At 69.7% G+C, this 21,805-nt stretch carries 19 protein-coding genes; 10 read left to right on the top strand and 9 right to left on the bottom strand.

Translation table 11 applies throughout. From position 1 onward, the window contains the following. Positions 1 to 23 precede the first annotated feature (23 nt). From BQ7391_RS00190 to BQ7391_RS00165, 6 genes are all read right to left on the bottom strand, one after another. Positions 24 to 683 carry a potassium channel family protein gene (locus BQ7391_RS00190; protein WP_075278774.1) on the bottom strand — a complete coding sequence of 220 codons (660 nt, stop codon included), beginning with the start codon at positions 681 to 683 and terminating at the stop codon, positions 24 to 26. A 9-nt stretch (positions 684 to 692) separates the two neighbouring features. Next, the gene (locus BQ7391_RS00185) at positions 693 to 1,346 is read right to left on the bottom strand and encodes a potassium channel family protein (protein WP_075278773.1); all 654 of its coding nucleotides are present in this window, start codon (positions 1,344 to 1,346) and stop codon (positions 693 to 695) included. A 4-nt stretch (positions 1,347 to 1,350) separates the two neighbouring features. Continuing rightward, a complete protein-coding gene (locus tag BQ7391_RS00180; RefSeq protein ID WP_075278772.1) occupies positions 1,351 to 4,188 on the bottom strand; it encodes a cation-translocating P-type ATPase in 2,838 nt (945 codons plus the stop codon). Positions 4,189 to 4,446: 258 nt separating this feature from the next. Beyond that, positions 4,447 to 5,157, bottom strand: a complete 711-nt coding sequence (locus tag BQ7391_RS00175) for a response regulator (protein ID WP_075278771.1) — start codon at positions 5,155 to 5,157, stop codon at positions 4,447 to 4,449. Beyond that, positions 5,150 to 6,655, bottom strand: coding sequence for an ATP-binding protein (locus BQ7391_RS00170; RefSeq protein ID WP_075278770.1), 1,506 nt, complete (start codon positions 6,653 to 6,655; stop codon positions 5,150 to 5,152). The genes BQ7391_RS00175 and BQ7391_RS00170 overlap by 8 nt, the downstream gene beginning before the upstream one ends. Continuing rightward, positions 6,655 to 9,582, bottom strand: a complete 2,928-nt coding sequence (locus tag BQ7391_RS00165; RefSeq protein WP_075278769.1) for an insulinase family protein — start codon at positions 9,580 to 9,582, stop codon at positions 6,655 to 6,657. The genes BQ7391_RS00170 and BQ7391_RS00165 overlap by 1 nt, the downstream gene beginning before the upstream one ends. A 155-nt stretch (positions 9,583 to 9,737) precedes the next feature. Between BQ7391_RS00165 and BQ7391_RS00160 the strand changes: the two genes are divergently transcribed. Further along, positions 9,738 to 10,661: a DMT family transporter gene (locus tag BQ7391_RS00160; protein ID WP_075278768.1), complete on the top strand. Its 924-nt coding sequence runs from the start codon at positions 9,738 to 9,740 to the stop codon at positions 10,659 to 10,661. A gap of 135 nt (positions 10,662 to 10,796) precedes the next feature. Here the strand turns inward: BQ7391_RS00160 and BQ7391_RS00155 are convergent, their stop codons facing one another. Both BQ7391_RS00155 and BQ7391_RS00150 read right to left on the bottom strand, forming a co-directional pair. Beyond that, positions 10,797 to 11,924 carry a coiled-coil domain-containing protein gene (locus BQ7391_RS00155; protein WP_235858593.1) on the bottom strand — a complete coding sequence of 376 codons (1,128 nt, stop codon included), beginning with the start codon at positions 11,922 to 11,924 and terminating at the stop codon, positions 10,797 to 10,799. Between the two features lie 234 nt (positions 11,925 to 12,158). Continuing rightward, complete coding sequence (locus BQ7391_RS00150) at positions 12,159 to 12,623, bottom strand: universal stress protein (RefSeq protein WP_075278767.1); 465 nt, start codon at positions 12,621 to 12,623, stop codon at positions 12,159 to 12,161. Positions 12,624 to 12,809: 186 nt separating this feature from the next. On the opposite strand from BQ7391_RS00150, the gene BQ7391_RS00145 reads away from it, so the two are divergent. The 4 genes from BQ7391_RS00145 (at position 12,810) to BQ7391_RS00130 (ending at position 16,885) form a co-directional block, all read left to right on the top strand. Continuing rightward, positions 12,810 to 13,739 carry an undecaprenyl-diphosphate phosphatase gene (locus tag BQ7391_RS00145; RefSeq protein ID WP_075278766.1) on the top strand — a complete coding sequence of 310 codons (930 nt, stop codon included), beginning with the start codon at positions 12,810 to 12,812 and terminating at the stop codon, positions 13,737 to 13,739. Between the two features lie 8 nt (positions 13,740 to 13,747). Next, on the top strand, positions 13,748 to 15,241 hold the full coding sequence (locus BQ7391_RS00140) for a D-alanyl-D-alanine carboxypeptidase family protein (RefSeq protein WP_075278765.1): 1,494 nt from the start codon (positions 13,748 to 13,750) through the stop codon (positions 15,239 to 15,241). A gap of 16 nt (positions 15,242 to 15,257) precedes the next feature. Further along, positions 15,258 to 15,704, top strand: a complete 447-nt coding sequence (locus BQ7391_RS00135; protein ID WP_075278764.1) for a low molecular weight protein-tyrosine-phosphatase — start codon at positions 15,258 to 15,260, stop codon at positions 15,702 to 15,704. Between the two features lie 167 nt (positions 15,705 to 15,871). Beyond that, positions 15,872 to 16,885, top strand: coding sequence for an alpha/beta hydrolase (locus BQ7391_RS00130; RefSeq protein WP_075278763.1), 1,014 nt, complete (start codon positions 15,872 to 15,874; stop codon positions 16,883 to 16,885). A gap of 106 nt (positions 16,886 to 16,991) precedes the next feature. Here the strand turns inward: BQ7391_RS00130 and BQ7391_RS00125 are convergent, their stop codons facing one another. Beyond that, positions 16,992 to 18,134, bottom strand: a complete 1,143-nt coding sequence (locus BQ7391_RS00125) for an SLC13 family permease (protein WP_075278762.1) — start codon at positions 18,132 to 18,134, stop codon at positions 16,992 to 16,994. Between the two features lie 342 nt (positions 18,135 to 18,476). Between BQ7391_RS00125 and BQ7391_RS00120 the strand changes: the two genes are divergently transcribed. From BQ7391_RS00120 to BQ7391_RS00100, 5 genes are all read left to right on the top strand, one after another. Then, entirely contained in the window at positions 18,477 to 18,908 is a 432-nt protein-coding gene (locus tag BQ7391_RS00120; protein ID WP_075278761.1) for a PTS sugar transporter subunit IIA, read from the top strand. A 46-nt stretch (positions 18,909 to 18,954) separates the two neighbouring features. Beyond that, the gene (locus tag BQ7391_RS00115) at positions 18,955 to 19,458 is read left to right on the top strand and encodes a PTS sugar transporter subunit IIB (protein ID WP_075278760.1); all 504 of its coding nucleotides are present in this window, start codon (positions 18,955 to 18,957) and stop codon (positions 19,456 to 19,458) included. A 98-nt stretch (positions 19,459 to 19,556) separates the two neighbouring features. Then, complete coding sequence (locus BQ7391_RS00110; protein ID WP_075278759.1) at positions 19,557 to 20,420, top strand: PTS mannose/fructose/sorbose/N-acetylgalactosamine transporter subunit IIC; 864 nt, start codon at positions 19,557 to 19,559, stop codon at positions 20,418 to 20,420. After that, positions 20,420 to 21,271: a PTS system mannose/fructose/sorbose family transporter subunit IID gene (locus tag BQ7391_RS00105; RefSeq protein ID WP_075278758.1), complete on the top strand. Its 852-nt coding sequence runs from the start codon at positions 20,420 to 20,422 to the stop codon at positions 21,269 to 21,271. Before BQ7391_RS00110 ends, BQ7391_RS00105 begins: the two co-directional genes overlap by 1 nt. A 100-nt stretch (positions 21,272 to 21,371) precedes the next feature. Next, positions 21,372 to 21,746 carry a hypothetical protein gene (locus BQ7391_RS00100; RefSeq protein WP_075278757.1) on the top strand — a complete coding sequence of 125 codons (375 nt, stop codon included), beginning with the start codon at positions 21,372 to 21,374 and terminating at the stop codon, positions 21,744 to 21,746. Positions 21,747 to 21,805: the final 59 nt, after the last annotated feature.

Below are 21,805 nucleotides of genomic sequence, written 5' to 3'. Positions count from 1 at the left end.
TGCCTCCTCCCGGCACCCCCTGCCTAGGCGAAGGCGCGGTGGAGGCGCGAGCGGCCCTCGGCGTTGGTGAAGGCGATGATCTTGTCGCCCGCGGCGAAGCGGGTGCCCCCCTTGGGGACGATGATGTCGCCCGCGCGGTCGATGGCCACGAGGATGGTCTGGCCGGGCAGCTCGACGTCGCGCAGCGCCTCGCCCACGACGTGCGAGCCGGGCCGCACCTCCACGCGCACGACGGCATGGCCGTCCTTGCCGAGGCGCAGGATCGTGAAGACGTCCCTCAGGTCGAGCCCCTCCTGAACGGAGCGCGCGAGAATGTCCGCCTGGTTGATGCCCACGTCGACCCCCATGGACTCGTTGAACATCCAGGCGTTGGCCGGGTCGTTCACGCGCGCCACCACGCGGCTCACGTTGTACTCCATCTTGGCGAGGGTGGAGACCACGAGGTTGACCTCGTCAGAGCCCGTCGCCGCCACCACGACGTCCGCGTGGAGGATGCCCGCACGCTCAAGGGTGAGCGGGTCGGCGCCGTTGCCGAGGATGACGTCGCGCTCGCCGAACTGGCCGCGCAGGCGGGGCATGAGTCCCTTGCGGGACTCGATGATGCGAATTCGGTAGCCATCCTCGGTGAGCAGCGTCGCGAGATGGGTGCCGGTCTTCCCTCCGCCAACGATGATGATGTCCATGGCCCCTCCTTAGGCGTTCGTGCCGAGCATGTAGCGGAACTTCGCCGAGGCGCTCGACGCCACGGCCGCATAGATGACGTCCCCGTGCTCCAGGACGGTTCCTAGGGTCGGGATGAAGGTCTCGTTGCTGCGCGACACCGCCACGACCTCGACCTCTCCGATGGCCGTGACCTCGCGCACGGGACGCCCCTCGAGAAGGGCGGGAACGTCGCTGCGCACGAGCTGGACGTCTCCCGACCCGATCTCCAGCACCGTGTCCATCTCCTGGTAGGTGAGCAGCTCGCAGGCATGACGGATGCCCCAGTCGGTGGTTGAGATGGTTTGGATGCCCAGGCGGCGGTACGTCTCGGCCTTGCTGATGTCGTAGAGGCGGGCGATCACGCGCGGCACGCGGTAGGTCCCGCGGGCGATGCGTGCGATGACGACGTTGGCCTCGTCGGAGGAGGTGCAGGCGATGACGGCGCTCGCGCGCTCTACCCCCGCCTCGGCGAGGACCGCCCGGTCAAACCCCACGCCGACCACGCGCCTGCCGGCAAAGCCCTCGTCGAGCTCCTCGAGCTCCTCGGCGTCGCGGTCTATGACGGTGACGTCGTGTCCCTGGCGGCTGAGGCGCTCCGCGAGCCCGCGTCCCATGTGGCCCGCGCCCACTACGATGACGTTCATGGCACTACCTCCCCTCGACGCCCGTGCGGCGCCGCTTGACGTGACGGAACAGGGCCTTCCGTGCCTCCTCGACCGCGAGCACGATTGGCGGCAGGCAGCAGAGGAACGCGTAGTCCCAGACCCCGAGCGGGCTCGTGTGGAACACTGCCTGGAAGGGCGGGAAGAGCGTTATGAACACGATAAGGCAGACCTCGAAGACGATGCCGACGTTGATGTGCCGGTTGGAGAAGAGCCCTCGCGAGAAGACCGAGGCGGTCTCGGTGCGGCAGTTCAGCACTTGGCCGATCTGGGCGAACACGATTGCCGCGAGGCACATGGTCGTCGCGCGTACGTAGACGGGGTCGAGGTCGGCGCCCACGCCAAACATCTCGGCTCCCGGGCCCCATCCGGCCTCCAGCTGCGCGAAGAGGTAGGCCGCCATGGAGACCACGCCGCCCATGAGGCCGTACCAGAGGAAGGCCTTGCGCATGAGCTTGCCCGTGAGCAGGGGCTCCTTGGGGTTTCGCGGCGGGCGGTTCATGACGTCTGCCTCCGGCGCCTCGCACCCCAGGCCCAAGGCCGGCAGCATGTCCGTGCCGAGATCGATGGTGAGGATCTGCATCGTGGTGAGAGGCAGCGGCACCGCGCCCCCGGAGAGCAGGTAGACGGCCGAGGGCACGGCCTCGGGCATGTTGGAGTTCAGGATGTAGAGCATGAACTTGCGGATGTTGGCATAGACCGCGCGGCCCTCCTCGATGGCATGGACGATCGAGGCGAAGTTGTCGTCGGTGAGGACCATGTCGGCGGCCTCCTTGGCCACGTCGGTGCCCGTGATGCCCATGGCCACGCCGATGTCCGCCTTCTTGAGGGCGGGGGAGTCGTTCACGCCGTCGCCCGTGACGGCCACGATCTCTCCCATCTGCTGGAGGTTCTCGACCACGCGCAGCTTCTGCTCGGGCGCCATCCGGGCGAAGACCACCTCGCCGGAGAGGGCCTCCTTGAGCTCCTCGTCGCTGATGCGCTCGAGATCGACGCCCGAGAGGACCCGCGGGCGCTCGCCGCGCACGATGCCGATCTTGCGCGCGATGGAGACGGCGGTGAGGCCGTAGTCGCCGGTGATCATGATGACGCGGATGCCGGCGCGCCGGCACTGCTCCACGGCGTCGGCGACCTCGGGACGTGGTGGGTCCTGCATGACCTCGAGGCCCACGAAGACGAGGTCGCGCTCGATGCTGTCCGGCTCGTAGGCGCTCACGGAGCGAGGCAGCGTCTCGTCGTCGGCGCGCAGCGGGCGGTAGGCCACGGCGAGGACGCGCAGGCCCTCGGCGGCGTAGGAGTCGTTGGCCGACGTGATCTTCTCGCGCAGCTCGTCGGTCATGGGGACGGTCTGCTCGTGGGCGCGGCAGCGGGTGGAGAGGCGAAGTATCTCGTTCGGGGCGCCCTTGACGAAGGCCACGCGCCTCGCGCCGTCGAGCGGCTCGGGCAGCTGGTGGATCGTCGTCATGCGCTTGCGGCGGCTCTCGAAGGGGAGCTCGCGCACGCGCGGCCATGCCCGCTCCTGCTCGGCGGGGTCCACGCCCGCCTTCTGGGCGGCCACGAGCAGGCAGGCCTCGGTGGGGTCACCGAGCACGGTGTAGCGCCCGCCCTCCTCCTCGGGCGGGAGCAGGCGCGCGTTGGAGCAGAGCGCCCCGCCGGCCACGAGCAGGCGCAGGTCGTCGTCGTAGGCGGCCTGTATGCGGTGGCCCGCCACGCGCACCTCGCCCTCGGGTCCGTAGCCAACGCCTGTGACCTCGTACTCGGCCGTCACGGCCCAGAGGCGGTTCACCGTCATCTCGTTCTGCGTGAGCGTGCCCGTCTTGTCCGTGCAGATGACCGAGCACGACCCGAGCGTCTCCACAGAGTTGAGCTTCTTCACGAGGGCGTTTCTCTTGCTCATGCGCTGGACGGCCATGGCGAGCGAGAGCGTCACCGTGGGGAGGAGCCCCTCGGGGATGAAGGCCACGACCATGCCGAGAGAGAAGATGAAGGCCGCCGCGAACTCGCTTCCCACGAAGAGCTGGTCAAGGGCGAAGAAGCCCACGCCCATGCAGGCGGCGAAGACCGTGATCTGCTTGGTCGTGCGGTTGAGCTGCAGCTGCAGCGGGCTCTCGGCTTCCTCCATGTTCTGCGTGAGGTGCGCGATCTTGCCGAACTCCGTGTCCATGCCGATGCGCGTGACCACGACGCGCCCGTTGCCCCCCGAGACCGAGGTCCCCGCGAACACGAGGTTGGGCGTCTCCGCCTGCGTGAGGTCCTCCTCGAGCACGGCGTCCGCCGTCTTGCGCACGGGGTTGGACTCACCGGTGAGCGTGGACTGGTTGACCTGCAGGTCGCTCGCACGCACCACGCGGGCGTCGGCGGAGATCTTGTCGCCCTCCGCGAGCACCATCACGTCGCCGGGCACGAGGTCCTCGGCAAGGATCTTCTGCTCCTGGCCGTCGCGGATGACGGTGGCGTAGGAGGGGAGCATCTTCTTGAGGGCGTCCGTCGCCTTTCCGGCGCGATACTCCTGCCAGAAGCTGAAGCACCCGTTGATGAGGTTCACCATCCACACCGCCACGCCCAGTTCCGGCAGTCCCGCCACGAAGGCGATGATTCCCGCAGCCCACAGAAGGCATGCCATGAGGTGGGTGAAGTTGGAGAGGAATGCCAGGACCGGGGACTTCTTCCTCTCGGTCTGGATGAGGTTCTTGCCCTGCCTTGCCTGACGGGCCTCGGCGTCGGCCTGCGTGAGCCCCGCCGCGGAGGTCCCCAGCGCCGAGAAGACCCTGTCCGCCGTGAGCCTCTGAACGGCGACGGGCTGCGTCTGACCACTGGCCATCATCGCGCCCTCCCTACTCGCTGCTGTCGTACGCGGCTAGGGTAGGTCAGCGCGCGAGGCCTGTCCGCGGCGAGCGGGCATACGGTCAAAACGTCACGTCACAAGCATAAAGACCCTGTTAAGAAGGGGTGCGACGGCATAAAGACCGCATTAACGCCGCAGGTGGGGCGACCTGACAAAGGTGACAGGGCCAACTGTCATGAATGGTTCATGACAGTTGGCCCTGTCACCTTTGTCAGTCACCTTTGTCAGGTCGCCCCGTCAGGAGGAGCGGAGCAGGCGGTAGCCCACGCCCACGTGGGTCTGGATGAGGCCGTCCGCCCCGGCGCGGGCGAGCTTCTTGCGCAGCGACGCCATGAGCACGCGCAGTGACGCGAGGTCCCCCACCTGCCCCTCTCCCCAGGCGCGCTCCAGCAGGTACTGGTGGGTGAGGACCTTGTCGGCGTTTCTGGAGAGAAGGGCGAGCAGCCGGTACTCCATGGCCGTGAGCCGGAGCTCCTCCCCGCGCACGCGGGCGATTCCGGCCGCGTAGTCGATCATGAGCCCGCCGTTCTCGAAGGTGGCAGACTCGGGCGGGCCGGGCTCGTGGCTCGCGCGGCGCAGCGCCACCCGCACGCGGGCGAGGAGCTCTCCCACCGAGAAGGGCTTTACGAGATAGTCGTCCGCGCCGGCGTCGAGGGCGCCGATCTTGTCCGCGTCCTCCGCGCGCGCGGAGACCACGATGATCGGGAGGCTCTGGGACCAGGTGCGCACCCGCCGGACGACCTCGATGCCGTCTGCGTCCGGAAGGCCTAGGTCAAGCAGGATGACCTGGGGGGAGAGCTCGGCCGCGCGCGCGATGGCCCCCGCTGCCGTCTCGGCCACGCTCACCTGGGCCCCGTGCGACTCGAGCGCGGTGCGGACGAGGTTTGCGATCGCCGGGTCGTCCTCCACGACGAGGACGAGCACGGACTCGCTTGCGGCATCAGACATCGGGGACCTCCTCGGCGGGAAGGGAGAGGACGAAGACGGAGCCGTGGGGCTTCCGGTCGCGAACGCAGATGCCGCCCCCGTGGGCCCGCGCGACGGCTCGGCAGACGGAAAGGCCGAGGCCCACGCTGCGGGTCCCGTCGGGCAGCCCGCCCGAGCCGCTGTGAAAGGCCTCGAAGATGCGGTCCTTCTCGGAATCCGGGATGCCCGGGCCGTCATCCGCCACGCAGAGCCCGACGCTCGGTCCCGAGCGCGCGGCAGAGACCGTGACGGCGCAGCCGGCCGGCGTGTGCGCCACGGCGTTGTTGATCAGATTCACGAGCGCCTGCACTACGAGCGACGGGTCGGCGCGCACGAGCAGGGGCTCTGCGGGGGGCTCGAAGCTCACGGGGTGCGCGGGGTCGGTTGCGGCGTGCCGCAGGGCCTCCTCGATGAGGTCGTCCACGAGCTCCACGTCCGCGAGCGGGCTCACCCCTCCCTCCTCGAGGCGCGTGACCGTGAGGAGGTTCTCCACGGTGCCGCGCAGCCAGCGGGCGTCGTCCCGGATCGCGGCGAGCAGGCGCCCGCGCGTCGCGCCGTCGAGCGCGTCTCCCGCCTCCAAAAGGACGTCCGCCGTGCCCGCGATCGAGGTGAGCGGCGTGCGCAGGTCGTGCGAGATGGAGCGCAGGAGGTCGGCGCGGGTCTTCTGGTCGCGGGCGCGCACCGCCTCCTCCTCGCGCTGCTCGAGGGCCTCCACGCGGTCGAGCGCAAGGGCGGCGAGCCCGCAGACGGATCCCCAGAGCCCCCGCTCCTCCGCCGAGAGGCCGGCGGCGGGGACGACTCCCGCCACGCCGTGCGCATGGGCCGCAGGGCCGACGGGACGGTAGAACCCGAAGGCAGAGCCGAAGGCCGGCGTTCCGGCCCCGGCGGGGATGCCGTTCGCGAGCGCGCGCAGCGCGACGCTGCCCTCCTCTACGACTGACGAGCCATCTGCCGAGAAGAGCGTTGGCGCGCCGAGCGCACGCCCGCCCCCGGCGGCCGGGTACCAGGCGAGCGAGCAGCCCAGCGCCTCCCTGGCGGTCGCGGCCATGGCGGCAACGACGTCCGGCCCCGTGGTGCAGTCCTGGAGGCGCCGCGAGAGGTCCAGGAGCGCCTGGGTGCGCTCGCGGGCCGCCTCCGCCGCGCGCGCCTGGAGGCGCAGGCGCGCGGCGAGGTGCCCCGCCACGAGCGCCACGACGAACATCACCGCGAAGGTCCCGGGCATGGCGGGGTCAAGCGCCGCGAGGGAGAGCGTCGGCGCGGCGAAGAAGAAGTTGAAGGCGAGGACGGCGAGCGCGGAGGCGACGAGGCACCACGGCCCGCCCGGCGTGGCGAGCGCCACGCCGATGACGGCAAGCACGTAGGTCACCACGACCGTGGCCTCCTGGAGGCCTGCCGCGCGCAGCGCCGATCCGACCAGCGTGGCGCCCGCGAGCAGGCCCGCGGTCACGAGGAGCGACGCGAGGGGGCCGTCCCGTCTCATCACTCGCTCACGAGCTCGGTGATCTGGAGCTCGAGCCCGCTCGCCTCGAGGGCCTCACGCCCACCGAAGACGCAGACGCCGCGCGGCGCCCCCTCGTCCGCGAGGGCGGCGGCGAGCCCGCGCAGGCCCTCGGCCGTTGCCGAGAGCTCCTGCTCGCGCACGGCGTCGCGCCAGCCGTCCGGGCGCCCGTCGAAGCGCGCCGCGTCCTGGCGCCGCGCGAGCTGGCGCGGCTTCAGCGGGGCGTCGTGCGCCGCGACGGTGGCCACCACGTAGCCGTCCAGCTCCTCGGGGGTCGGCTCCCAGCCGGCAAGCCATGCGGCCGCGGCGTCGTAGCGGGCGAGCGTGGCGTCCACGGACGGGTCGCGGAACGACCAGAAGAGCGTGAGGCCCTCCGTCGAGCGCCTGAACCCGCAGCCGTATGCCCCGCCCTTCACGCGGACCTCGTTCCAGAGGTAGTCGTAGGAGAGGGCGCGTGCGGCGACGGCCCACTGGCCCGGGGCGCCGGCGTCCGCGGCGGAGCGGCCGGCCGCCCGCGTCACGTAGCACACGGGCGACGGAATGACGAATCCCTCGTTTCTCGGCTCGGGGGCCGGGATCTCGAGGGCGTGGGCCACGCTCCCCGCGTGCGCGAGGCCGAGCGTCCCGCCCGTCTCCCAGAAGCGCGCGCGGTCGGCGGCCGAGCCCGTGAAGCTCACGGTCACCTCGTCCGCCGTGAAGACGCGCGCCGCCAGCGCCGAGAGGCGCCCCGGCAGCTCGGGCGAGAGCTCGTCCCAGCGTGCGAGGAGCTCGCGCAGGAAGAGGTAGTAGTCCAGGCCGCCCATCCGGCTCGACGCCACGGCGGCGGCCGAGAAGTACGTGTTGGCGCGCTGGCTCGCCGCCGCGTGCCCCGAGCCCACGAAGTACTGCTCGAGGGACACCTTGCGCTGCGTGAGGACGTCCCGGATGCGCCCGAGGTCCCCGAAGCTCGTCTCGCCCCAGACCTCCGAGGGGAGCGTGGCGAGCGACCCCACCTTCTCGGAGAGCGCCGAGGCGCCCACCACGAGGCGTGGGGCGGCGAAGGAGAGGTCGTCGTCGCGCGTGGCGGTCTCGCAGAAGAAGTCGAGGCTCCCGAGGTTCGTCTCCACGAGGGTGTCGAGGTCCGAGGCCGTGTGGCGCGCCGTGTCGAGCCGGCCCAGGAGGTCGGTGAGCACGCCCGCCCACGAGAGCTCCTCCAGGGAGAGGCGGCGCAGGTCAAAGTAGTGGTAGACATAGTCGATGCCGTGGGTGTCCAGCTCGTGGGCCACGCAGGGCAGGGGCGCTTCCACCTCGAGCGGGGCGGGCTCGGGCGCCGGCGGCTCTATGTCGGCGGGCGTGAGCTGCGGGAGCGCGGCGAGCGCCTCGGGAGCGTCCGGCGCCTCCTGCTCGGCGCGCAGCGCCGCGACCTCAGCGCGCACGGCCTCCAGGTCCTTCTCGCCCATCCCCGCGCGCAGGCGCGCGAGCTCCGCGGCCTCCTCCGCATCGTCGCCCTCCTCCACCGGGATGAGCTCGACCTCGGCGGCGTGCTTGCTCTCGCAGACGAGCTCGCGCAGGAGCCGCTCGAAGTAGCCCTCGTCGAGCCCGCGCTTGAGCTCGGCGAGCGCGTCCTCGTAGCGCAGGTAGTCGAGGGCGCACTCGTCGTCGTAGAGCCAGCCGGAGAGCGCGGCAATCGAGAGCGCCACGCCGTCGGGGTAGCCCCCGAAGTCGCCCTCGCGCAGGTTGAACTCCGCCTGGGCGAGCGAGGCCTCGAGCTTGTCGCGAGGGATGCCGCCCTCGGCGAGCTCGGCGCACGTCTCCTCCACGAGCGCGCGGAACCTCTCGCCCGCGCCATCGCGAAGGCCCCGGAGGATGAGGAGCGCGTGCGGCTGGAGCACGCCGTCCACGAGGATGGCGGAGAAGTCGTCGGCGAGCCCGGCGTCCAGCACCCGACGCTTGAGCGGCGCCTCGTTGGAGCCGCAGAGCGCGTCGAGCAGGATGTCCGCGCCGAGGACGCGCGTGCGCTCCGCCGCGGTGCCCACGACGTAGGCGAGCCCGACCGAGGAGTTGGAGGGGGCGGTCGCCATCTCGAGGGTCGTGCGCTCGGCGCGCACCGGGGCCTGGAGCTCGAGCGGGTTGGGAGCGCCGGCCCCGCGCCGATCGGCCCCGCGGAAGCGCTCGTCGATGAAGGCGAGCTCGCGGTCGATGTCGAGGTCGCCGTAGAGCACCGTGTAGCTGTTGGGAAGGGCGTAGTGGCGCGCGTGCGCGTCGAGGAAGGCCTCGTAGGTAAGCGAGGGGATGGCGCGCGGGTTTCCGCCGGACTCGTGCCCGTAGCACGTGTCGGGGAAGAGCGCGCGGCCGACGGCCTGGTAGAGGGCGTCGTCGGGGTCGGAGAGCGCGCCCTTCATCTCGTTGAAGACCACGCCGTTGTAGCTGAGCGAGCCGTCGTCGGCCGCCTCGAGGTGCCAGCCCTCCTGCTCGAAGATGCGCGGGCGACGGTAGATGGCCGGGTGCAGCACCGCGTCCAGGTAGACGCCCATGAGGTTCTCGAGGTCGGCCACGTTGGTGGAGGCCACCGGGTAGACCGTCTTGTCAGGGAAGGTCATGGCGTTGAGGAAGGTCTGCATGCTCGTCTTGAGCAGGTTGACGAAGGGCTCCTTGACCGGGTAGCGATCCGACCCGCAGAGCACCGAGTGCTCGATGATGTGGAAGACGCCCGTGTCGTCGACCGGGGGCGTCCTGAAGCCGATGGCGAAGGCGCGATTCACGTCCGCGCAGGCGAGCCAGAGCGCCCGCGCGCCGGAGGCGTCGTGGCGCATGAGGTAGGCGTGGCCGGAGATCTCGGGCAGGCGCTCGACGCCGGTGACGGTGAACCCCGCGTGGCGCGTGCCGACGGCGAGCGCGGGGTCCGCCGCGAGAAAGTCCTTCTCGCTCATGGTTCCTCCCTTGTCGTTTTCTCTCAGCTGAGCATAGCGCAGGCGGGCGCGCCCGACAGCCCGAGGCCGCCAAGAACCGCGGAGAGATTTGATGTGCTGAGTCGGGTCGGAAGATGGTAGGCTATCGCGGGCCGTTTCGAGCAAGGGGAGGGCGCGTGGCCGAGAAGAACCAGCTGTCTGAGAGAGACCTCGAGCGCCGTCGGCGCGTGCGCCGCGGCATCGTGGCGACGCTCGTGGGAGGGACCTTCTGGGGCCTCAACGGCACCGTCTCCAAGTGGCTCATGGACGCCTACGCCATCGACCCGCTCTGGCTCGTCTGCGTGCGCGAGCTCTCCGCGTGCTGGCTCTTCCTCGCGGCCGCGGCCGTCACCTCACGTGGTCGGGAGCAGCTTGCGGGCGTGTGGCGCCACCCGCGCGACCTGCTCGCCATCCTGGGCGTGAGCCTGGGGGCCATCCTCTTCTCGCAGGTGGCCTACCTCGAGGCCATCGACTGGACCAACTCCGCCACGGCCACGATCATGCAGAGCCTGGGCATGGTGCTCGTGCTCGCGTTCGTGTGCGTGAGCACGCGCCGCCGCCCCCGCCGCCGCGAGGCGCTCGGCGTGGCCCTTGCCCTGGTGGGGACCTACCTCGTGGCGACGGGCGGCAACCCCGGCTCGCTGAGCCTGCCGCCCGAGGGGCTCTTCTGGGGCCTCGCCTGCGCGGGGGCCGCGGCGTGCCTCTCCATCCTGCCGGCGCGCCCGATGGCGCGATGGGGAAACTTCACGGTCAACGGGCTCGCGTTCCTCGTCTCGGGGCTCATCCTCTCCGCGGCGTACCGGCCCTGGGAGCACATGCCGGAGCTCGACGCGCTCGCGGTGGCGGTGCTCGTGGGCTGCGTCGTGGTGGGCACGTTCGGGGCGTATGCGCTCTACCTGCAGGGGGTGCACGACGCGGGCTCCATGCGCGCGAGCCTGCTCGGGACCATCGAGCCGGTCACGGCGACGGTGGCCACCGTCGCGTGGCTGGGCACGTCCTTCTCTCCCGCGGAGATCGTGGGCTTTGGCCTCATTATCGCGATGGTGTATCTCACGGCCTAGCGGGTGGTTCCGGCGTCACGTCATCATGCGGTGACGAGCATGCCCCCGCGCACGGATCTGTGGCCCGAGGGGGCGGGTTCCGTGCGCGGGGGCATGCTGAGCCGTGCCGTTTAGGGCGAGAAGAACGGCGGGTCCCTAGATCCGCTCCATGTTGGCGAGGACGCCCGCGTACCAGTAGTCGGCGTTGGGCGGGCAGTACTTCTTGGCGCCCGCGTAGGTGAGCTGGCCACCGTACCCGATGGCGAGGCCCTCCACGTGGTCCCAGATGGCCTCCTCCCAGCTGTCCCAGCTCGAGCTGCCCCAGCCCCAGGCGTTGTGGGGGAGGAAGCAGTAGCGACCCTGGGTGCTCTCGATCATGGAGATGGCGGGCGAGAAGCGCGGGTCCACGCCGTACTCCCAGGCAGCCTCGGCAAAGGTGGTGCCCTGGCCGGCGAGCGGGGAGCCCGCAAGGTAGGCGTCGATGCGGGCGGACCACTCGGCGACGAAGGCGGCCTTGTCGCTGCTCCAGTCGACGTTGCCCGCGTCGGGGGAGGAGGGCACCTCGATGGGGGCCTGTGAGCCGGACTCGGTGGTGAAGGTCGCGTCCTGCTCGTCCTCGGCGGCTGCCGCGGCCTGCGCGGCGGCCTCCTCTGCGGCGCGCTGGGCGGCCTCGATCGCGGCGAGGCGCTCGGCCTCCTCGGCCGCCGCCTGAGCGGCGATCTGCGCCTCGAGCTCCGCGCGGGCCTCGTTCGCCTGCGCGAGAGCGTCCTCGGCGCGCTGCTGCTCCTGCTCCGCCTCCTCCATCTGGGAGTTGAGCGAGAAGCGCGTCTGATCGAGCTCCTTCATGGAGGCCTGGAGCTCCTCGATGGCGTCGTTGTTGCTGGACTGGATGACGTCGAGGTACTGGATGGTGGAGAGAAGCTCATAGAAGTCGCTGGCGGAGAGAAGCAGGTCGACCAGGCTGCCGGTGCCCTGCTGCATCTTGTAGAGGGCACGCAGGGAGTCCTCTGCGCGCGCCTGCTGCGTGGGCAGCTCCGCCTCGAGCTCCGCGATGCGGGCCTCGTTCTCGTCGATCTGGGCCTGGAGCTCCTCGACGCGCGCCGTGGCCTCCTCGTAGGCCTGGTTGCCCTCCTGGATCTGCTGCTGGACGCTCTGGAGCTCGCTGGTCGCGTCGGCTCGGGCCACGGTGGGCCAGGCGGCGAGCGGGATGGCGAGGGCGGCGCCCAGCGCTCCGGCGACGAGGGCGGTGCGGACGTGCTGACGGATGCGTGTCTCGGACGACAAGGGCAGAATCCCCCTCAGTAGGGTCCCGCGCGGCGGGCTTCACACAATGAAACGCTCCTATTTTACGGTGCGCTTACGCATATCACTGAACCTTCATGACTTGGTTGAGGGTTTGGGCCGTCGTTTCGGGACGCGGCGCCTCGTGACACGGCTCGCCCCGCGGGTCGGGGGCCTGCGGGGCGAGGGAGGCTCATGGGCGCGCCGCGGCCGGGGGGTGCGGCCGCGGCGGCGTGACTACTTGATGACGAGGGTGTCGCACTCGGTGTTGCGCGTGAGGAAGGTGGAGATGGAGCCGAGGATCGCGTACTTGATCGAGGAGAGGCCGCGCGCCCCGCAGATCACGAGGTCGGGGTTGATGACGTCGAGCATCTCGTCCTTGATGGTCTCGCGGATCCTGCCGGCGCGGACGATGACCTCAACCTTCTTGATGCTCGGGTTGGCCTCGGCGGCGCGCACCTTGGCGTCGATCGACTCGCGGAACGCCTTCTCGAGCGAGGGCACGACGTCCACCGGGAAGGTGCCCGCGGCCTCGAGCGCCGTCGAGTCGATGACGTGGCCGATGTAGAGCTCCGCGTTGTCGTTCGCCGCGAGCAGGATGGCGCGGTCGAGCACCTTGTCCTGCTGGTCGGAGCCGTCCAGGGAGACGAAGATCCTGTCGTAGCCGAGGTCTTCATAGGTTTGGGCTGCGGTGTCGGCCATGGTGGTTCCTTTCCTTTTCCGCGGGCTCTGTGCTGCGGGTTGCCTCTCTTATGCCCGATGTTCCGCAGGCGTGAGGTTCTTCTCGCCAAACGGCGTAGTTTTTCGGTGGCGGCCATGTTGCCCCGCCCCGATGGGCGCCCTCGGGCGAAAATAGGTCCGGTCTGAATCGAGTGGGAAGGTTAAACCGTGGATCTTATCGAGCTCGTCAAGGCGGCGGTCTTCGGCTTCGTGGAGGGCGTGACCGAGTGGCTGCCCATCTCCTCGACCGGTCACATGCTGCTGCTCAACCAGTTCCTCACGCTGGACGTCTCCGAGGACTTCTGGAACATGTTCCTCGTGGTCATCCAGCTCGGCGCCATCCTTGCCGTCTGCGTGGTCTTTTTCGGGAAGCTGAACCCGTTCTCTCGGAAGAAGGACGCCCTCGAGCGCCGCGCCACCTGGACGCTCTGGGCCAAGACGGTCGTGGCGTGCGTTCCGGCGGCCGCCATCGGCATCCCCATCGACGACTGGATGGAGGCCAACCTCGGGAGCCCGTTCGTGATCGCGGCCGCGCTCATCGTGTACGGAATCGCGTTCATCGCGATCGAGACCGTGCGCGAGCGCCGCGCCTCCGAGCTCGCCGCGCGAGGCCCGCGCGGCGGCAGGCACTTCGCCGAGCCCGAGCTGCCCGAGGGCGCCGGCGCGTCTGCCCTCGCGGACGCCGAGGCGCGCGTCCAGACCGTCGACGACATCGACTGGAAGACCGCCATCGGCATCGGCCTCTTCCAGGTGCTCTCCATCGTGCCCGGCACCTCGCGCTCCGGCTCCACGATCATCGGCGGCCTCCTGCTCGGCTGCTCGCGCACCGCGGTGGCGGAGTTCACGTTCTTCCTCGCCATCCCCGTGATGTTCGGAGCGAGCGCGCTGCGCCTCGTGAAGTACTTCCTTTCCGGCAACGTGTTCTCCGGCACCGAGGCGGCGGTCCTCGGCGTGGGCTGCGTCGTGGCATTCGCGGTCTCCATAGCGGTCATCCGCTTCCTCATGGGCTTCGTGCGCCGGCACGACTTCAAGCCCTTCGGCTGGTACCGCATCGTGCTTGGCGCGGCCGTGATCGCATGGTTCGCGCTCGTGGGATAGGGGGGCGCATGAGGGAGGACCGCATGGCGAGAAGGGCGCTCGCGCTCGCGCTGGCGCTCGCATTGGCCGTTGGCGTGGCGGGCGTACCGCGTGCCGCCTGGGCGCAGGACGGCGTCGAGCCCGCGACCACGTCCGCGGAGGCCCCGGCGACGGGGGCCGCGACCGAGGCCCCGGCGGCCGACGCACCGGCCTACTCCGCCGACGAGCCGCCCGCGCTCTCGTCCCCGGTGGCCCTGCTCGTGGACCGCGACACGGGCTACGTGCTCTTTGAGCAGGAGGCAGACGAGCAGCGCACCCCGGCCTCGATCACCAAGATCCTCACGGCGCTTCTCGTCCTCGAGAACATGGACCTCGACGACGTGGTGACGGTCGAGGAGGGCGACTTCGAGCACGTGACCGCCGAGAGTACGACGGCGGGGCTCAAGGCCGGGGACGTGCTCACGGTGCGTGACCTCTTGGCCGGGCTGCTCCTGCCCTCCGGCAACGACGCGGCCTACGTGCTCGCCCGGGCGGTGGGCGGCGACTGGCAGACCTTCGTGGGGATGATGAACGAGCGCGCCGCCGAGCTGGGGTGCACCTCGACGCACTTCTCCGACCCGTGCGGCCTTGCCGAGGAGAACCACTACACCACGGCGCGCGACCTCGTGACCATCTTCGAGGCGGCGCTGGCCTACCCCGCGTTCCAGGAGATCGCGGGAAGTTCCACGTGGCAGATGCCTGCCACGGGGGACAACCCCGCGCGCACGATCACGACCACGGACCTGCTGCTCGACCCCGAGAGCCCCGTCTACATGGGCGACGAGATCGTGGCGGGCAAGACCGGATTTACCTATGACGCCGGCAAGTGCCTCATCGTGGCCGCCGAGAAGGACGGCATGCGCCTCGTCGCCGTCATCCTCGGCGGCTCGGACGAGGAGGACGCCGACGGCGTGACGCCCAACTACTACGACATGCGCTCGCTGCTTGCGTGGGGCTTCGGCGCGTGGGAGACGGGCGAGGTCGTGTCCGCCGGGGACGTGGTCGCCTCCGCTGAGGTGACGCTCTCCTCCGACGGCGACGCGGTAGACGCGCGCTCGGACGACGCGATTGTCACGACGTTCCCCCGCGGGACGACGATCGCGGACCTCACCGTGGAGCCCTCCTGGGAGGGGGCGTTCCAGGCGCCCATCGAGGAGGGGGACGCCCTCGGAGAGGCCGCCATCTCGCTCGACGGCCGCGCCCTCGGCACGGTGGGCGTCTCCGCGGCGAGTACGATGGAGCTCTCGCTCGTGGACTATGCCCTCTGGTGGGTGACGTCGGACCCCGTCCACATGGGCATCGTGGCGGGCGTCGTCGTGGCGGTCTTCGTGGTGATCGGGCTTGTCTCGGCCGCGGCGGGCAGGAGGCGCCGCCGGCACGAGCAGTTCACCATCGCGGTGGGCGAGCGGCGCACCATCACTCCCGGCCCGGGCGGCCAGCGCCTGAAGCCGCCCTCGGCAAAGAGCGGCAAGCACTTCAAGTGACGGGGCAGGAGGGGCCATGACCCGCATACTCTTCGTCTGCCACGGCAACATCTGCCGCTCGACGATGGCACAGTTCGTGATGGAGGAGCTCGTCCGGCGCTCCGGGCGAGAGGGCGAGTTTCTCGTTGACTCCGCCGCGACGAGCTCGGAGGAGCTGGGGAACCCGCCGCACCGCGGGACGGTGGCCAAGCTGCGCGCGGAGGGCGTGCCCGTGGGCCGCCACCGCGCCCGGCGCGTGACCCGCGACGAGTATGCCGGCTGGGACCACATCATATATATGGATGCGGAGAACGCCCGAGGGCTCTCGCGCATTCTTGGTGGGGACCCGGACGGCAAGGTGAGCCGCCTGCTCGACTGGACCTCGCGGCCCGGCGACGTGGCCGACCCCTGGTATACCGGGGACTTTGACGCCACGTATCGTGACGTCCTGGAGGGCTGTGAGGCCCTGCTGGCCGCGTTGTAGGGGATGAGGGGCGCGTAGGCGGAATCCTGATGCCGCATAACCCGACATTTTTGCCGGTTTTCTCGCAAATTTGTCAGGTTATGCGACCTTGCGATTCTACGAGTTGGGATGCAGTCGCCTGCAGGGGCCGTTCGGCGACTCGTGAAAAGCGACGGGAGGGTGACGCAATGGCAGGATGTCGGGGCCTGTCCGTGGTGCGCGGCCTTGCCGCCTCGGTGCTCGTGTCGAGGCTGCTGCCGGCCGTCCTGGGCCATCAGCCCGATGCGGGCCACGAGGAGCTGGGCCCATACCTGGGCGGCGGGGGAGACGCGCGCGTGCGTGAGATGTCCCCCGGCGTGAGCGCCCACGAGGGCGAGGTGCTCGAATGGGACCGCGCCGAGGAGGCCAACCGCACGTGGCGCTGGCTCCAGGCGCAGCCGCAGGGCTTCGAGCGCGTGGAGGCCGCCTCGGACGACGGCACGCGGCTCGTGGGGCACGCCCTCGCGTGCCGCCCGGACTCGCCGCGCTGGCTCGTCTTTGTCCATGGCTACCACGACAACTGGCGCACCGGCCTCACCTATGCGCGTCGCTACGCGGAGGCCGGGTTCAACCTGCTCTTCGTGGACCTGCGCGCGCACGGCGAGTCCGGCGGCGAGTGGGTGGGCGCCGGCTGGCTCGACCGCCGCGACCTCGTGGCGTGGTGCCGCTGGGTGGTGGCCCGGGCGGGGGAGGGCGCGCGCGTGGCGCTCGCCGGCATCTCGATGGGGGCCGCCTCGTGCCTCATGGCCTGCGGCGAGAAGGACCTGCCGCCCCAGGTCCGCGCCTGCGTGGCGGACTCCGGCTACACGGACTTCTGGCGCACGGCGGAAAACGTCGTGGAGTCGGGCTCGCTCGGCACGCCCCCTGTCGCCGCGCACCCGCTCGTGGACGTGGCGCGCCGGAGGCTCATGAGGGAGCCGGGCGGCTATGACCTCCGGTTCGCGCGGCCGGTGGACGCGCTCGCCCGCACGCGGGTGCCGGTCTTGATCATCCACGGCGAGGTCGACCGCGTGGTGCCCGCCTACATGGCCCGCGAGCTCTCCGCGGCGGGCGGCGGACACCAGCTGGAGGTCTTCCCCGGCGCCGGCCACTGCTGCGCCGTCTTTGCCGACCCGGAGCGTTACTGGGGCTGCGTGCTCGAGTTCCTCGGGCGCTGGATGTAGCGCTGCCGCGCATTGATGACAAAGGTGTCAGGGTCGTTTGTCATGAAAAAACATGACAAACGACCCTGACACCTTTGTCATCATCCCGCCGCGCGCCGGAGGGCGTCTACCCCAGAAGAACCGCCAGCCCCACGAGCGCCGCGAGGAACGCCACGTTCACGACCGTGAACCGCAGCAGGTACGCGCCCGCGGTGCCCGCCCCCTCGGCGATGACCTGCTTGTAGGAGATGAGGCTCGCCATCGACGCGATGAGCGTGCCCAGGCCCCCGATGTTGGTCCCCACGATGAGGGCGGGCCAGGCGGAGCTGAAGCCGGAGAGCAAAAGGGCCGCCGGTACGTTGGAGACCACCTGGCTCGCCGCAACGGAGGCGAGAAGCTCGTTTCCGGAAACGAGTGACGAGAGCAGGCTGTCCACCGCGCCCACGCGCCCGACGTTGCCCACGAAGACGAAGAACGCCACGAAGGTGAGCAGCAGCCCGTAGTCCACCTCGCGCAGGGCGCCTCGGTCCGCCACCAGCGCCACGGCCACCACGATGGCGAGAAGCGCCGGCACGGGGAGCACGCGCGCGACGGCGAGCAGGCTCAGCAGGAAGAGCGCCGCCCAGGGGGCGACGGCGCGCCTGCGCACGCGGCCCGGCTCGAGCCCGTCCGCCGCGGGGAGGTCGTGGTCGCCGCGGCGGACGGGCAGGCCGCGGCGGTGCGCGCCGTAGGCGAGGACGCAGGCCACGAGCAGCACGGCGGAGAGCAGCGCGTACGGGAGCATGAGCCCCACGAACTCGCCGACGCCCATTCCGGAGGCGGAGTAGAGGTAGAGGTTCTGCGGGTTGCCGATGGGCGTGAGCATGCTGCCGAGGTTTGCCGCGACCGTCATCATGACCACGGTGAAGACCGAGGCGTCGGCAATGCCGAGCATGCGCAGGACGAGCAGGGCAAACGGCACGAAGGCGATAAGGGAGACGTCGTTGGTGACGAGCATGCTCGCGAGGAAGGGGAGCAGGACGAGCCCCATCACGACGCTCGTGCCCGAGCGCAGGCGTGCCACGAGCGCGCGGCCTGCGGCCTGGAAGACCCCGGCGCGGGAGAGCCCCGCCATCGTGGCCATGAGGCAGAAGAGCAGCCCGAGCGTCCGGACGTCCACGTAGGCGAGGTAGCCGGCGTCGGGCGGCACGAGCGCGCAGGACGCGACGGCGAGCACGGTTGCCGCCGCGAGCACCGGGTCGCGGCGGACGAGTTCCAAGACCTGTGACATGGGATGACGCTCCTTCTATCAAGAATGCCTGGGACAGTGTACGCGATTTGGCTCGTCGGGGCCGCCCACCGGCAAATGCTGACAGAGGTGACAGGGGCGTTTGTCATGTTTTTTCATGACAAACGCCCCTGTCACCTCTGTCAGCATTTGCCGGCATCCGTCAGCGGGGGCCTCGGTGATAGTTGCGCTCGGCAATAGTTGCTACCGTTAACCGATGAATAGTTACCGCTGACAACTATCTGATTGCTACCTTAATAGTTAATAACGACAATCAATTTCGACGGAAGGGGCCGGCGGGGGCGGAGGCCCGGGGCGTCCGGCCGAGGAGAGAGAGGAAGACACATGAGGTACCTGCTTCTGGTCAGCCACGGGACGTTTGCTCCGGGCCTGCACAGCGTGCTCGACATGCTGGTGGGCAAGCGCGAGGACATCCTGAGCTGCAGCCTGCGCGACGGCGAGGGTGCCGACGAGTACGTCTCCGAGCTGGAGAAGGTCGTCGCCCCCATCGCCGAGGACGACGAGGTCATCGTCATGGGCGACATCATCGGCGGGTCGCCCCTCACCAACGCGCTCAACGTGCTCGCCGGCCGCGGGCTTCTCGCCCGGACGCGCGCCTTCGGCGGCGTGAGCCTGCCGATGGCCCTCACCGCGGCCTTCGACCTCCAGGCGGACGACCCGGCCGCCCTCTGCGCCTCCGCGGTCTCCGAGGGCCAGGCGGCCATGCGCGAGGTCGAGCTCGACCTCGACGATGATGATGAGGACGAGGAGCTCTAGCAAGAAGCGCGGCGGGATGTCCGCCGCCTGAGAGAAGGAGAAGAACATGGCAGTTTCGTTTGTCCGCATCGACGACCGCATGATCCACGGCCAGACCGTCACCCGCTGGGCGGTCGAGTACCCCTGCGACGGCATCATCGCCGTCAACGACGCCGCGGCCACCAACTCGGTGCTCAAGAGCGCCTACAAGAGCGCCGCGCCGGATAAGAAGACCTTCGTCTGGACGATGGAGCACTTCAAGGAGAAGGCCCAGACCGTCCGCGACTCCAAGACCCGCTACTTCCTCATCACCAAGAACCCGGTGGACATGGCCGAGATCCTCGTGAACTTCGGCTTTGTGCCCGATGACGTCAAGACCGTCATCGTGGGCCCCTGCAACGACCGCCCCGGCACCACCAAGATCGGCAACAACCAGTCCATCACCCAGGAGGAAGCCGACGCCCTGGAGGCCATCTCCAAGAAGGGCTACACCGTGGACTTCCGCCTGATCCCCGACAAGGAGACGGGCACCTGGGACAAGTTCCGCGGCCAGTTCGGCTACACCGACTAGCCCCGCTTCGTGCACGACACCAGGCGCCCGCCCGGGAGGGCGCCTGGTGACAGGCTGCAAGAGCCCTTACGGGCCCACGCACTAGAAAGGTGGTACGTATGGTAATCAACGCGTTCCAGGCCGCATTGCTCGGACTGTTCGCCTGCCTAGCCTCGATGCCCGGCCTCGGCGGCACGTCCATCGGCAACTACACGCTCGGCCGCCCGCTCGTCGCCGGCCTTGTGGTTGGCATCATCCTGGGCGACATCACCGACGGCATCCTCGTCGGCATGGCCATCCAGGTGGTCTACATCGCCCTCGTCACCCCCGGCGGCACCGTCTCGGCCGACGTCCGCGCGGCCTGCTACATCGGCATCCCGCTCGCCCTCATCGCCGTCAAGGCCCAGGGGCTCGACGCCGGCAGCGCGGAGGCTGCGGCCCTCGCGACCTCGCTCGGCGCCACGTGCGGCACCCTGGGCGCCATCCTGTTCTACGGCACCGCGACGATCAACCTGGCCTGGCAGGCCATGGGCTGGAAGTGGCTCGAGAAGGGCGACACCCACAAGCTCTACCTCGTTGACATGGTCCTGCCCTGGATCTCCCACATCATCTGCTCCTTCCTGCCCACGTTCCTGCTCGTCTACTTTGGTGGCGACGCGGTGAACAACCTGCTGGCGAGCCTGCCCATGGACGGCATCCCCATGAAGACCCTGTTCGCCGTGGGCTCGCTCCTCCCCTGCGTCGGTATCGCCATCCTGCTCAAGCAGGTCATCACCAAGGCCACCGACTTCCTGCCGTTCTTCTTCGGCTTCACGCTCGCCGCGGTCATGGGCTGCAACCTCATCGCCGCCTCCGCGATCGCCTGCTTCTTCGCGCTCATCAACTACGAGATCACCACGCTGCGCCTGAAGGTCGAGCGCGTGGGCGCCGCAGGTGCGCTCAGCGCCTCCACCATTGACGACGAGGATGAGGAGGACATCTAATGGCAGAGAACACCGTCACCGCCAAGGACGGCCGCAAGGTCTCCAAGAAGGCCCTCGCCAAGTCCTTCCGCAACTGGTACTACGGCAATCTCACGTGCTTCTCGCAGGAGCACATGCAGACCTTCGGCTACCTGGTCTCCATGCTGCCGATCGTCGAGGACCTCTACGACAACAAGGACGACCAGACCAAGGCCCTCCAGACCTACTCCGCGTTCTTCAACACCGAGCCGCAGATCGGCACCATGATCGTCGGCGTCACCGTGGGCCTCGAGGAGGCGCGCGCCAACGGCCAGCCCGTCGACGACGACACCATCAACGGCATCCGCGCCGGCCTCATGGGCCCGCTCGCCGGCATCGGCGACTCCCTGATCGTGGGCACGCTGATCCCGATCCTGCTCGGCATCGCCATGGGCCTCTCCGAGGGCGGCTCCGTGCTCGGCCCGATCTTCTACATCGTGGTCTGGAACCTGCTCGCCTACTTCGGCATGCGCTTCGCCTACTACCAGGGCTACAAGCTCGGCGGCGACGCCGTGGAGGCCCTCGTGGGCCCCAACGCCCAGGCCCTGCGCGAGGCCATCGTGATGGTCGGCACGATCGTCATCGGCGCGGTTGACGCCACGTGGGTCTCCATCACCACGGCCCTCACGCTCCCGGGCGGCGGAACCCTGCAGGGCACGCTCGACGGCATCTACCCCAAGCTCCTGCCGCTGATCTTCACGGTCTTCTGCTGGTGGCTCATGGCCAAGAAGAAGGTCAGCCCCATCATCACGATGCTGATCCTGCTTGCCATCGCCTTCATCGGCGCGTGCTGCGGCTTCTTCGGTGCCGCCACGATCGCCACGGCCGCGTAAGGCCCGCGCGACCGCACGCAAGATAGTTTCCCTCCTTCAAAGCCCGGGCCGCGGAATCTCCCCTGCGGCCCGGGCGCGTCTCTAGAGATGAGGAACCCTCATGGCACTCAACACCTCCAACTGGACCCGCGACGACCTCATCCGCGAGGCCAGGCTCCAGACCGACGCCATCCAGCGCCTGAACGTGTGGCTGCGCATCGGCTACTCGCTCGTCGCCGCCGGCTTCATCGTCGGCTACTGGGGCTTCTATGGCGGAGGAGGGACGGGCTTCGGCGTGCTGGGCATTGCCCTTCTCGTCGTGGGGGCGCTCGTCTCGGTGGTCCTCAAGGTGGGGACGACCAACGCCAAGAAGAACGTGAGGAACATCCTTGCGGCTGCCGGCGTGGACCTCGACGAGTGGGCGCGCGAGCACGGGAGGGGCAAGGGCGGCGAGAAGAACGCGAAAGGCGAGAAGAACAGCGGGAAGGCCAGGTAACCACGGCGGTTGTTGCCTGGCCCACTAATTTGGCGAAACACTGGAAAGGAGATGCTTGA

Origin of the sequence: Thermophilibacter provencensis, from assembly GCF_900128445.1 — a bacterium.
Lineage (GTDB): Bacteria > Actinomycetota > Coriobacteriia > Coriobacteriales > Atopobiaceae > Thermophilibacter > Thermophilibacter provencensis.
This window is presented reverse-complemented; position numbering and strand designations above follow the sequence as displayed.

Bases quoted from the DNA above. Each gene is read 5' to 3' on its own strand.
- BQ7391_RS00190 (WP_075278774.1), bottom strand. From the start codon at position 683: ATGGACATCATCATCGTTGGCGGAGGGAAGACCGGCACCCATCTCGCG.
- BQ7391_RS00185 (WP_075278773.1), bottom strand. From the start codon at position 1,346: ATGAACGTCATCGTAGTGGGCGCGGGCCACATGGGACGCGGGCTCGCG.
- BQ7391_RS00180 (WP_075278772.1), bottom strand. From the start codon at position 4,188: ATGATGGCCAGTGGTCAGACGCAGCCCGTCGCCGTTCAGAGGCTCACG.
- BQ7391_RS00175 (WP_075278771.1), bottom strand. From the start codon at position 5,157: ATGTCTGATGCCGCAAGCGAGTCCGTGCTCGTCCTCGTCGTGGAGGAC.
- BQ7391_RS00170 (WP_075278770.1), bottom strand. From the start codon at position 6,655: ATGAGACGGGACGGCCCCCTCGCGTCGCTCCTCGTGACCGCGGGCCTG.
- BQ7391_RS00165 (WP_075278769.1), bottom strand. From the start codon at position 9,582: ATGAGCGAGAAGGACTTTCTCGCGGCGGACCCCGCGCTCGCCGTCGGC.
- BQ7391_RS00150 (WP_075278767.1), bottom strand. From the start codon at position 12,623: ATGGCCGACACCGCAGCCCAAACCTATGAAGACCTCGGCTACGACAGG.
- BQ7391_RS00140 (WP_075278765.1), top strand. From the start codon at position 13,748: ATGAGGGAGGACCGCATGGCGAGAAGGGCGCTCGCGCTCGCGCTGGCG.
- BQ7391_RS00135 (WP_075278764.1), top strand. From the start codon at position 15,258: ATGACCCGCATACTCTTCGTCTGCCACGGCAACATCTGCCGCTCGACG.
- BQ7391_RS00130 (WP_075278763.1), top strand. From the start codon at position 15,872: ATGGCAGGATGTCGGGGCCTGTCCGTGGTGCGCGGCCTTGCCGCCTCG.
- BQ7391_RS00125 (WP_075278762.1), bottom strand. From the start codon at position 18,134: ATGTCACAGGTCTTGGAACTCGTCCGCCGCGACCCGGTGCTCGCGGCG.
- BQ7391_RS00120 (WP_075278761.1), top strand. From the start codon at position 18,477: ATGAGGTACCTGCTTCTGGTCAGCCACGGGACGTTTGCTCCGGGCCTG.
- BQ7391_RS00115 (WP_075278760.1), top strand. From the start codon at position 18,955: ATGGCAGTTTCGTTTGTCCGCATCGACGACCGCATGATCCACGGCCAG.
- BQ7391_RS00110 (WP_075278759.1), top strand. From the start codon at position 19,557: ATGGTAATCAACGCGTTCCAGGCCGCATTGCTCGGACTGTTCGCCTGC.
- BQ7391_RS00105 (WP_075278758.1), top strand. From the start codon at position 20,420: ATGGCAGAGAACACCGTCACCGCCAAGGACGGCCGCAAGGTCTCCAAG.
- BQ7391_RS00100 (WP_075278757.1), top strand. From the start codon at position 21,372: ATGGCACTCAACACCTCCAACTGGACCCGCGACGACCTCATCCGCGAG.